This window comes from uncultured Nocardioides sp., from assembly GCF_902805925.1.
In the GTDB taxonomy this organism is placed as follows: Bacteria; Actinomycetota; Actinomycetes; order Propionibacteriales; family Nocardioidaceae; genus Nocardioides.
Map to the genome: position 1 here is coordinate 1 of NZ_CADCUP010000065.1, position 9,833 is coordinate 9,833.

Genomic DNA, 9,833 nt, shown 5'->3' on the forward strand with positions numbered 1-9,833 from the left:
GGTTGAGAGTCAGAGTCAGGACTCCTCGGTGGACTCGAAGTCCTCGGGCGTCACCTGGTCCAGGAACTCGCGGAAGCGCTCGACCTCGTCCTCCTGCTCGGCCGGGACCGCCAGGCCCGCCTCGTCGAGCACCGCCTCCTCGCACACGATCCGCGAGCCGGTGCGCAGCGCCAGGGCGATGGAGTCCGAGGGACGGGCGCTGACCTCGGCGCCCTGCCCGGTGCTGGTGCCGAGCACCAGCGCGGCGTAGAACACGCCGTCCTTGACGTCGGTGATGCGCACCTCGGTGAGCTCGGTCCCGGTCGCCTCCAGCACGTCCTTCATCAGGTCGTGGGTGAGCGGTCGCGGCGGCGTCACCCCCTGCTGGGCGAACGCGATCGCCGTCGCCTCCACCGCACCGATCCAGATCGGGAGGTAGCGCTCCCCGGTGACCTCGCGCAGCAGCACGATCGGCTGGTTGGAGGGCATCTCTACCCGTACTCCGATGACGTCGAGTTCGCGCACGATCGCAACCCTACTCCCGGCCCGGTCGGGGTCCGGGGGGCCGGAGGGCCCTCAGGAGGGACCGAGGCCCTGCTTGACCAGCGTCGCGTGCAGGCGCACCGAGAGGGCGGCGATCATGCTGGTCGCGTCGTCGGCGCGCCCCCGGGCGGCGGCGTCGCGCCCGCGGCGCAGCGGCGCCACGACCTGCTCCACCAGCCCCACCTCGCGGTCCGCGGCGGTCTTGAAGGCCCGCAGGTGGCGGGGCTCGAAGCCGAAGTCGGCGAGCTCGCGGGCGGTCTGGGCCACCACCAGGGCATCGGTGTCGTAGTGGCCGGTGCCGGTGCGGGGCGAGACCAGGCCGTACTGCTCGAGCTGGTCGAGCAGGTCGTCGCTGACGTCGGCGATCTTGAGCAGCTCGCGCCGGGAGAGGCGTACGTCGGAGCGCCGGGCGAAGGACTCCGGCGAGGGCAGCCCGTCGCCGGACAGCGCCATCGTGGGCACCGTCGGCACGACCGAGTCGATGGGCGGCGGCTCCAGGCCCCGGTCGATGGCGTCGAGGTGCTCGCCGATGACCTTCAGCGGCAGGTAGTGGTCGCGCTGCATGCGCAGGATGTAGCGCAGCCGGTCGACGTCGTCGCCGGCGAACTTGCGGTAGCCCGACGGGGTGCGCTCGGGCTTGATCAGCCCCTTGTCCTCGAGGAACCGGATCTTGGGGATGGTGATGCCGGGGAAGTCGGGGCGGAGCTCGTCGAGGACCTGCCCGATGGTCATCCGGGCGCGGCCTCCGGGAGAACCGGCGGCCCCGCTCGCCGACCCGGCCGGGGTGGAGGGGGCCACGCTCAGCCGTTCACGTGCCCGGAGAAGAACACGAGGCGGTACTTGCCGATCTGCACCTCGTCGCCGTCCTTGAGGTCGACGGAGTCGATGCGGTCGCGGTTGACGTAGGTGCCGTTGAGGCTGCCGACGTCGGACACGCTGAAGGAGGAGGCGGACCGGCGGAAGTCGGCGTGCCGGCGGGAGACGGTCACGTCGTCGAGGAAGATCTCGGACTCGGGATGGCGCCCGGCGGTGATCAGGTCGGCGTCGAGCAGGAACCGGCTGCCCGCGCCCGGGCCACGCTGGACGACCAGGAGGGCGTGCCCCTGCGGCAGGGCGTCCACGGCCGCGGCGTCGCCCGCACTGAGCTGGCGGTCGCCGGCCTCCGAGACGCTGGGACGCTCCCCCGTGCGCTCGGGGCTGCCGAAGGTGATGGTCGCGGTCATCTCACCGGGGGACTCGGCGGCCGGTGCGGCCTCCTCGGCACCGGCGATGCGCGTGCCGCACTGCGCGCAGAAGCGCGCGTCGTCGGGGTTCTGCTTGCCGCAGGCCGTACAGAACGGCATGTCGTCCTCCGCTTCGGGTGGTGGGTCGATACCGGGTGCGCTACCCGCCCGGGACAACCCTCAGTCGAGGGTTGAGGGTGAAGGTTGCCTCGAACCTATCAGTCGCGACAACCCGCCGGACCAGCAGCCGGACGCCTCAGGCGAGGCCCTGCTCGTAGGCCGCGGCGTCGAGCAGGCCGTCGACGGCACCCGCGTCGTCGGGCACGACCTCGAAGAGCCAGCCCGCGGCGTACGGGTCGTTGTTGACGAGCTCGGGCGTCGCGTCGAGGGTCTCGTTGCGGGCCACGACCTGCCCGCTGACAGGTGCGTAGATGTCGCTGACCGACTTGGTCGACTCCAGCTCACCGCAGGTGTCCCCCGCGGTGACCGACTCCCCCACCTCGGGCAGCGAGACGTAGACGATGTCGCCCAGGGCCTCCTGCGCGAACTGGGTGATGCCCACCCGCACGGCGCCGTCATGGTCGCCGGGGCTGCGCACCCACTCGTGCTCGGCGGTGTACTTGAGGTCCTCGGGGTACATGCCTGCTCCTGGGAGTGCTGGTCGTCGGCGGGTCGGTGCGGTGCTGCTGGCGGTGAGGCTACTGCCCCTGCTCGGGCTGGGCGAACTCCGGTCGGGTGGCGCTGCGGACGCTCTGGATGTCGATCGAGGACAGCTCCTCGACGTCGACCCGGGCGCCGTCCTGGGTCTCCAGCGAGGAGATGGGCCCGCTGGGGAACGTCAGGCCGCCCTGCAGGGTGTTGGTCTCACCGATGACCTCCAGCACGTACGGCGTGTCCAGGGGCACGCCGTCGACCTCGATGCTGCCGTCGACCTCGTCGAAGGAGCTCTCGGCGGCGAGACGGACCTCGTCGTTGAACTCCATCGCCTCCGCGCCCGCCGTGCGCAGCTCCTGCACGGTGTCGAGGAGGGAGTCGATGCTGACCCGGCCGGTCTCCTCGGTGATGGTGATGCGCAGGCCCGGCCCGGTGACCGGCACCAGCCCGGCCAGGATGTTGAGCGTCTCGACGCGCTCGGCCGCCTGGTCGACGGCCGCGCTGCGGGCACTCGTGTCGGACAGCAGGCGGCTCTGGGTCTGCTCGAGGCGCTCGATCTCGCGGCGGGCCCGGTCGGAGGTGCCGGTGAGGCCGCCGAGGATCTCGATGAGGTCCTGCTCGCGCCGTCCGCTGTAGGTGTCGTCGAGCTGGTTGGAGCGGACCTGCACGATCGCGGCGAAGCCGAGCACCGCCAGCAGCACGCCGACGACCGCCTGCGAGCGGGAGGGACGCACCAGCGCGCGGGCGAGACGGTCCCGGCCGGCGTCGCCGGGCCGCTCGGCCGCGTCACCGGTGGGGCCGGACCCGGGAGTGCGCTCAGGCATGGAAGAGGTGCCTCCGGATCGCCGCCACGTTGGAGAAGATGCGGATGCCGAGGACCACGATGACGCCGGTGGAGAGCTGGGCCCCGACGCCGAGCTGGTCGCCGAGGTAGACGATGGCCGCGGCGATCACGACGTTGCTCAGGAACGACACGACGAACACCTTGTCGTCGAAGATGCCGTCGAGGTAGGCGCGCAGGCCGCCGAAGACGGCGTCCAGCGCGGCCACCACCGCGATGGGCAGGTAGGGCTCCAGCCCGAGCGGGACGTCGGGCTGCAGCAGGAGGCCGACCACGATGCCGACGAGCAGCCCGAGCGCGGCGATCACGGCAGCATCACGTCCGGGGTCTCCTTCTGCTTCCCGGCGAGGTCGGCCGCCGATCCGAGCTGCGCCTGGCGCAGCGGCAGCAGACGGGCCGCCGGCAGGGACAGCTCGTCATCCTCGTCCATGCTGAACCGGAAGGCCAGGCTGCGGGCCAGGGCGTACCACGCGGCGCCGTGGGAGGTGTTGAGCAGCCGTGCGGGCAGGGTGTCCTGGTCGCCGATGACCTCCACGCGGTACGGCGGCGCCAGCGGCCGGGTGTTGACGTGGACGGCCCGCCCGGAGTTCTGGATGGAGGTCCGCGCGGTCAGCCGCTGGCCGTTGATGGCGATGGCCTCCGCCCCCGCCGACCACAGCCCGTCGACCAGGATCGCCAGGTCGTCGTCGCGCACGACCTGCGTCTCGTCGCCGCTCTCGGCGTCGTCGACGGTGAAGACGATCCCGGGGCCGGTGACGGGACCGAAGCCGGTGCGGGCCTCGAGGCGGCGTGCGCGGGCGGCGAGGTCGTCCTGCCGGGCACGCAGCGTGCGCAGCGACTCCTCGGAGGCGGCGTTGCCGGCCACCAGCTCACCGACGCGGTCCTGGACGGCGGCCAGCAGTCGCTTCTCCTCCTGGATCCGGCCGATGAGCGCCGAGCGGCTCAGCGCGTCGCTGTCGGCGTTGCGCGCCGTCTGGACGCCGGCCACGGCGACGAGGGTGCCGAAGACGGCGACGACCACCGTGCTCCACGCCCGGCTCCGCGGCGTCTCCGGTGACCCGGTGCCGGAGGCGCGGGCCCGGGCGACGTGCTGGTAGTCCGCGTCCATCGACTGCGCGGTGATCTTGGCGAGCAGCGGCTGCGTGACGTGCTCGGGCAGCGCCCGCGGGACCGGCCGGCTCATCGTGGCTCGGCCATCAGCCGGCGGACCTGCCACGCGTAGAGCAGCCCGGCCCACCAGTAGAGGCCGATGCCCCACAGCGCGAACGCCCAGCCGAACACCTCCGCCAGGGTCGCCACCGTGCCGTCGCCGTCACCGAGGAGCAGCAGGGGGAAGGCGTAGAGCAGGTTGAAGGTCGCGGCCTTGCCGAGGAAGTGCACCGGCAGCGAGCTGTAGCCGCGGGTGCGCAGGAACGGCACCAGGCCCCACAGGAAGAGGTCGCGCAGCGGCAGGATGATGGCCACCCACCACGGGATGATGTCGCGCAGCGCCAGCCCGATGACCACCGCGAGGATGTAGAGGCGGTCGGCGACGGGGTCCAGGATCTCGCCCACGACGGAGTACTGGTCCAGGCGGCGGGCGAGGTAGCCGTCGAGGTAGTCGGTGATGCCGGAGACCATGAGCAGGGTCAGGGCCCAGCCGTCGGCCTCGGGACCGAGCACGAGCCAGAGGAAGACCGGCACCCCCGCCAGCCGCAGCACGCTGAGGATGTTCGGGACGGTCCACACCCGGGTGCTGCGCCGGACCACCGGGAGGTCCGCGGCGTCTCGCGGCGTCACCTCGGGAGCCGCCTCGGGCGGCTGCTCGGGCATCGGCTCGGGCACGGTGCGGGTCCTCGGGCTGTTCGGTCGGGGTCTCGGGGGCCGGGCCTTGCACACCCTACCCAGCGGAGAGGCGGGCACGGCGCAGCGACGCAGGTGGCCCGCGTCAGACGTTCTCGTCCTGATGCGCGCCGTCGCGGATCTCGCCCACGAGCTCCTCCAGCACGTCCTCCAGCGTGGCGATGCCGAGCGTGACGCCGAGGGTGTCGCCCTCGCGCGACACGACCCGTGCCATGTGGGCGCCGCGGCGCTGGAGGCTCTCGAGCACGTCGTGCAGCAGCTCGTCGGGGGCGACGGTGGCGAACGGACGGATCCACTTGTCGTCGATGGCGCGCAGGCGCCGTTCCTCGTCGGTCTCCAGCACGTCCTTGATGTGGAGGTAGCCCATCAGCGTGCCGTCGTCGTCCTCGACCGGGAAGCGGCTGTAGCCGGTGGCCGCGCAGACCTCCTCGACGTCGACGACGCTGGCGCCGCGGCGTACGGTCGTCAGGCCGTCGACGGGCATCAGCACCGAGGACACCGTCTTCTCGATGAACCCCAGCGCGCCGGCCAGGCGGCCGTACTCCTCCTCCTCCAGCAGGCCCTCGCCGCGGGACTCCTCGACCAGGGCAGCGACCTCCTCGCGGGTGAAGGTGGAGCTGATCTCCTCCTTGGGCTCCACCCGCAGCAGCCGCAGGGTGGCGTTGGCGATCGCGTTGAGCACGACGATCAGCGGCCGAAGGATCGTCACGATGAGCATCATCGGCGGGCCCAGGAGCAGGGCGGAGCGGTCGGGCCCCGCGAGCGCGATGTTCTTGGGCACCATCTCGCCGAGCACCACGTGGAGGAAGACCACCACCGTCAGTGCCACGACGAAGGAGATCGGGTGCAGCCAGGCGTCGGGGACGCTCAGCGCGTGGAACACCGGCTCCAGGAGGTGGGCGACCGCGGGCTCGCCGACCGCGCCGAGGCCGAGCGAGCAGATGGTGATGCCCAGCTGGGCCCCGGCCATCACCAGGGAGACGTTCTCCATGGCCATCAGCGTCGTGCGCGCCACCCGGGAGCCCTGCTGCGCGCGGGGCTCGATCTGGCTGCGGCGGGCGCTGATGAGCGCGAACTCGGCGCCGACGAAGAACGCGTTGAAGGCCAGCAGCACCACGGCGACCAGAACGCCGCCCAGGTCACTCATGGCGGGCCTCCCCGAGCATCCTCATGGAGATGCGGTCGACCCGCAGCCCGTCCATGCGCTCCACGGTCAGCTCGACGTGCCGCTGGCGCGGCTCGCCGTCGTCGTCGAGCTCGCTGAGCGCGACCTCGGCGACGGCACCGTTCTCGGGCACCCGGCCGAGCCGCTGCAGGACCAGCCCGGCGATCGTGTCGTAGGCCTCGTCCTCGGGGAGCTCGATCCCGGTCAGGTCGCCGACCTCGTCGGGTCGGAGCAGGCCGGAGAGCGACCACGTGCCGTCGCGCCGGAGGCGGGCGCGGGTGCCGTGGCGGTCGTGCTCGTCGGCGATGTCGCCGACGATCTCCTCCACGACGTCCTCGAGGGTCACGATGCCGGCATGGCCGGCGTACTCGTCGAGGACCACCGCCATCTGGAAGCCGTCGCCGCGCAGCAGCGCCAGCAGCGGGTCGAGGCGCAGCGAGTCGGGGACGACGATCGGCTTGAGCATGATGTGCTTCACGCGCGTGGTGGGGCGCTCGTGCACCGGCAGCGCCACGGCGTGCTTGACGTGGACGGTGCCGACGACGGTGTCCTCGGCGTCGAGCACCGGGAAGCGCGAGTGGCCGGTACGCCGTGCGGTCTCGATGACGGCGGCGGCGCGGTCGCCCTCCTCGAGGGAGGTGGTGCGCACCCGTGGGGTCATGATCTCGCCGGCCGTGCGGTGGCCGAACTCGACCGAGCGCTCCATCAGCTCGGCGGTCTCGGCGTCGAGGGTGCCCTGGTCGGCGGAGCGCTGCACCAGCGAGGCGAGCTCCTGGGCGCTGCGCGCGGAGCGCAGCTCCTCCTGCGGCTCGATGCCCAGCCGGCGCACGATGGCGTTGGCGGAGCCGTTCAGCACCGAGATGGGCCCGCCCATGACCCGGGTGAACACGCGCTGGAAGCGCTGGGTCGCCCGGGCGGTGGCCAGCGGGGCGGCGATGGCGAGGTTCTTGGGCACCAGCTCGCCGAAGACCATGGTCAAGAAGGTGCCGATGACCAGCCCGAGGCCCAGGGCGATGCCGGGCACGAAGCGGCCGGGCACGCCGGCCGCCTCGAGCGGGCCGTCGACCAGCTGGGCGATCGCCGGCTCGGCCAGGAAGCCGATGGCCAGGTTGGTCACGGTGATCCCGACCTGCGCTCCCGAGAGCTGGGTGGAGAGCGACCTCAGCGCCGTCTGGACGCCTGCGGCGCCGCTGTCGCCCGACTCGGCGGCACGGTCCACCGCACGCCGGTCGACGGTCACCAGGGCGAACTCGGCGGCCACGAACAGGCCACAGGCGAGGACGAGGAGGAGCGAGACGCCGAGGAGGATCCAGGGGATCACGCGACACCTGCCGAGGGGGTCAGGGCGGTCCTGGGGCAACGGGTGCGGGGCTGGCTAGGTTGAGGCCCGTCCATGGAGGGAGGTCGTGTCTTCCGTGTCGGCGATGATGGCGGAACTGTATCGGCACCGCCCCACTGTCGCCCCATCGCGCGTCCCTCCGGGCTCCGGCAGCCGCCTGGCTCGCTGACATCCCGGGGACGCCATCGACGTGCCGGGGTTCCGGCATCCCCGTCCCGGGGTGGACAGTGGCCCCCATGAGGTTCGTGGTGGCGGCGGGGTACGGCGGTCCGGAGCAGCTGGTCGTGCGCGAGGGCGAGCTCCCGGCCCCCGGCCCCGGTCGGGTGCAGGTGGAGGTGCGGGCCGCAGGGGTCAACCCCTTCGACGCCAAGGTCTACAGCGGCGCGATGGGCGCGGACGAGGCGAGGCTGCCACTGCGTCTGGGCGTGGAGGCCGCGGGCGTCGTGACCGCCGTCGGCGACGGAGCCGCCGGTCCCGCCGGCCCGGTCGGCGTGGGTGACGAGGTGATCGTCCACCCGGTGTCGGGCGGCTACGCCTCCGCCCTCGACGTGCCGGCCACCTCGGTGGTCCCCAAGCCGGCGACCCTGTCCTGGGAGCAGGCTGCGGGCCTCTCGCTCATCGGGGTGACGGCGTACCACCTCCTCGAGGCGACCGGCGTCGGTGCGGGCGACACCGTGCTGGTGCACGGGGTCGCCGGCGGCGTCGGCCTGTCCACCGCCCAGCTGGCGATCGCTCGCGGTGCCGCCGTCGTCGGCACCGCCGCCGAGCACCGGCACGAGGCGCTCCGCGGCCACGGCGTCGTCCCCGTCGTGTACGGCGACGGCCTGGCCGACCGCGTGCGCGCGGCCGCTCCTGCAGGCATCGACGCCGCCCTCGACACGGTCGGCACCGACGAGGCGGTCGACGTCTCCCTGGCCCTGGCCCCGCTCGACCGGATCGCGTCCGTGGCGGCCTTCGACCGGGGCGACACCGGCATCAAGCTCCTCGGCGCCGGACCGGGGGGCGACCCGGGCACCGACATCCGGAGGAGGGCGCGCCTCGAGGTCGCCGCGCTGGCCGGCCGCGGGGAGCTCGAGGTCGTGGTGGCCGGCACCTTCCCCCTCGACCGGGTCGCCGACGCCCACCGCCTCGTGCTCGGCGGGCACGCGGGCGGCAAGGTCGTGCTCCTGCCCTGACGACGCCCGACGACGTCAGGGACGCAGCGGCGGCAGGTCACTGCCCGCCCGGCTGGCGGCGCCCTCGAGCAGGGCGGTGAGCGCCTTGGCCGCGGTGTGCTGCGGCGTCCAGCCGAGCTCGCGGCGTGCCCGCTCGGTCGACATCAGCGGCAGGGCCATCAGGCCGGAGAAGAGGTCGCCCGGCACCGGGGCGGCGCGCAGGGTCCAGGCGGCGTCGATCGCCGAGCGCACCAGCCGGGGCGGCACCGCGACCGTGGCGGCGCCGAGGACCTCGCCGAGCGCCTGGCGGTCGAGCACCCCGTCGCCGGCCAGGTTGAAGGCTCCCGACACCTCTCGCTCCACCGCGGTCGCCATCGCGCGTGCGACGTCGCCGGCGTGCACGGCCTGGAAGCGCAGCCCACGCGGCACCGGGACCGCGGGCAGGTGGCGGCGCTCGAACAGGGCGGGCCGGGCCAGGGGGCCGCCGAAGATCCGCCGCTGCTCGCTGCCGGCCGACCGCTGGAAGACGAAGGCGGGCCGGATCCGCACCACGCGGGCGTGCGGCGCCGTGCCCTGGTAGCCGTCGAGCAGCCGCTCGACGTACGCCTTCTCCCGGCAGTACGCCGCCGGGGAGGCCCCGCCGGTCGCCCACGTCTCGTCGACCGGGTGGTCGTGGTCGACCGGCGAGTACGCCGCCACCGACGAGGCGACGACCAGGGGCGGCGAGCCGCGGCGCGCCAGCGCCTCGAGCAGGCGCCGCGTGCCGACCGCGTTGGTCTCCCACGTCTCCTGCGGCCGGTGCGTCGGCTGCATCTTCCAGGCCAGGTGGACGACGGCGTCGACGTCGACGACGTGCTGGTCGAGGTCGTCGCGAGACACGTCGACGCAGCGCCACTCCACGGTGGAGTGGGCGGAGGTGCGCGGCACGACCGGACGACGGCGAGCGACCGCCAGCACCTCGTGACCGCCGGCCGCCAGCTCGCGGACGACCGCGCTGCCGATGTTGCCGGAGCCTCCGGTGACCAGGATCTTCACGCATCGCTCCTCGCTGGGCGGGGAGGCCCGGTACCCGCGGGTGGGGCCGCCAAACCGC

Annotated in this window: 12 protein-coding genes; 1 reads left to right on the forward strand and 11 read right to left on the reverse strand. The window is 73.4% G+C overall.

Going from position 1 to position 9,833, the window contains the following annotated elements; translation table 11 throughout:
* Positions 1–15: 15 nt before the first annotated feature.
* The 10 genes from QZX64_RS04415 to QZX64_RS04460 all read right to left on the reverse strand — a co-directional run bounded on the left by QZX64_RS04415 (position 16) and on the right by QZX64_RS04460 (position 7,568).
* A complete protein-coding gene (locus QZX64_RS04415) occupies positions 16–504 on the reverse strand; it encodes a bifunctional nuclease family protein (RefSeq protein WP_295657295.1) in 489 nt (162 codons plus the stop codon).
* Positions 505–555: 51 nt separating this feature from the next.
* The gene (locus tag QZX64_RS04420; protein ID WP_295657297.1) at positions 556–1,254 is read right to left on the reverse strand and encodes a MerR family transcriptional regulator; all 699 of its coding nucleotides are present in this window, start codon (positions 1,252–1,254) and stop codon (positions 556–558) included.
* A 68-nt stretch (positions 1,255–1,322) separates the two neighbouring features.
* Positions 1,323–1,865 (reverse strand): FHA domain-containing protein, encoded by a 543-nt coding sequence (locus QZX64_RS04425; protein ID WP_295657299.1) that lies wholly within the window; start codon positions 1,863–1,865, stop codon positions 1,323–1,325.
* A 136-nt stretch (positions 1,866–2,001) separates the two neighbouring features.
* Entirely contained in the window at positions 2,002–2,385 is a 384-nt protein-coding gene (gene gcvH, locus QZX64_RS04430) for a glycine cleavage system protein GcvH (RefSeq protein WP_295657300.1), read from the reverse strand.
* Positions 2,386–2,443: 58 nt separating this feature from the next.
* Positions 2,444–3,223 (reverse strand): DUF881 domain-containing protein, encoded by a 780-nt coding sequence (locus QZX64_RS04435; RefSeq protein WP_295657302.1) that lies wholly within the window; start codon positions 3,221–3,223, stop codon positions 2,444–2,446.
* The gene (locus QZX64_RS04440; protein ID WP_295657304.1) at positions 3,216–3,548 is read right to left on the reverse strand and encodes a small basic family protein; all 333 of its coding nucleotides are present in this window, start codon (positions 3,546–3,548) and stop codon (positions 3,216–3,218) included. The genes QZX64_RS04435 and QZX64_RS04440 overlap by 8 nt, the downstream gene beginning before the upstream one ends.
* On the reverse strand, positions 3,545–4,423 hold the full coding sequence (locus tag QZX64_RS04445) for a DUF881 domain-containing protein (protein ID WP_295657305.1): 879 nt from the start codon (positions 4,421–4,423) through the stop codon (positions 3,545–3,547). The genes QZX64_RS04440 and QZX64_RS04445 overlap by 4 nt, the downstream gene beginning before the upstream one ends.
* Positions 4,420–4,989 carry a CDP-alcohol phosphatidyltransferase family protein gene (locus QZX64_RS04450; protein ID WP_295657312.1) on the reverse strand — a complete coding sequence of 190 codons (570 nt, stop codon included), beginning with the start codon at positions 4,987–4,989 and terminating at the stop codon, positions 4,420–4,422. The genes QZX64_RS04445 and QZX64_RS04450 overlap by 4 nt, the downstream gene beginning before the upstream one ends.
* Before the next feature lie 178 nt (positions 4,990–5,167).
* Positions 5,168–6,229, reverse strand: coding sequence for a hemolysin family protein (locus QZX64_RS04455; protein ID WP_295657307.1), 1,062 nt, complete (start codon positions 6,227–6,229; stop codon positions 5,168–5,170).
* A complete protein-coding gene (locus tag QZX64_RS04460) occupies positions 6,222–7,568 on the reverse strand; it encodes a hemolysin family protein (RefSeq protein ID WP_295657309.1) in 1,347 nt (448 codons plus the stop codon). Before QZX64_RS04460 ends, QZX64_RS04455 begins: the two co-directional genes overlap by 8 nt.
* A gap of 254 nt (positions 7,569–7,822) precedes the next feature.
* Here QZX64_RS04460 and QZX64_RS04465 point away from each other — a divergent pair, with 254 nt between their 5' ends.
* Positions 7,823–8,761, forward strand: a complete 939-nt coding sequence (locus QZX64_RS04465; protein WP_295657310.1) for an NADP-dependent oxidoreductase — start codon at positions 7,823–7,825, stop codon at positions 8,759–8,761.
* A gap of 15 nt (positions 8,762–8,776) precedes the next feature.
* On the opposite strand, the gene QZX64_RS04470 is transcribed toward QZX64_RS04465, so the two are convergent.
* The gene (locus QZX64_RS04470) at positions 8,777–9,775 is read right to left on the reverse strand and encodes an NAD-dependent epimerase/dehydratase family protein (RefSeq protein ID WP_295657311.1); all 999 of its coding nucleotides are present in this window, start codon (positions 9,773–9,775) and stop codon (positions 8,777–8,779) included.
* Positions 9,776–9,833 lie beyond the last annotated feature (58 nt).

Excerpts from the sequence above, each read along its gene's own strand:
- gcvH (WP_295657300.1), bottom strand. The coding sequence starts at position 2,385 with ATGTACCCCGAGGACCTCAAGTACACCGCCGAGCACGAGTGGGTGCGC.
- QZX64_RS04445 (WP_295657305.1), bottom strand. The coding sequence starts at position 4,423 with ATGAGCCGGCCGGTCCCGCGGGCGCTGCCCGAGCACGTCACGCAGCCG.
- QZX64_RS04425 (WP_295657299.1), bottom strand. The coding sequence starts at position 1,865 with ATGCCGTTCTGTACGGCCTGCGGCAAGCAGAACCCCGACGACGCGCGC.
- QZX64_RS04435 (WP_295657302.1), bottom strand. The coding sequence starts at position 3,223 with ATGCCTGAGCGCACTCCCGGGTCCGGCCCCACCGGTGACGCGGCCGAG.
- QZX64_RS04455 (WP_295657307.1), bottom strand. The coding sequence starts at position 6,229 with ATGAGTGACCTGGGCGGCGTTCTGGTCGCCGTGGTGCTGCTGGCCTTC.
- QZX64_RS04420 (WP_295657297.1), bottom strand. The coding sequence starts at position 1,254 with ATGACCATCGGGCAGGTCCTCGACGAGCTCCGCCCCGACTTCCCCGGC.
- QZX64_RS04465 (WP_295657310.1), top strand. The coding sequence starts at position 7,823 with ATGAGGTTCGTGGTGGCGGCGGGGTACGGCGGTCCGGAGCAGCTGGTC.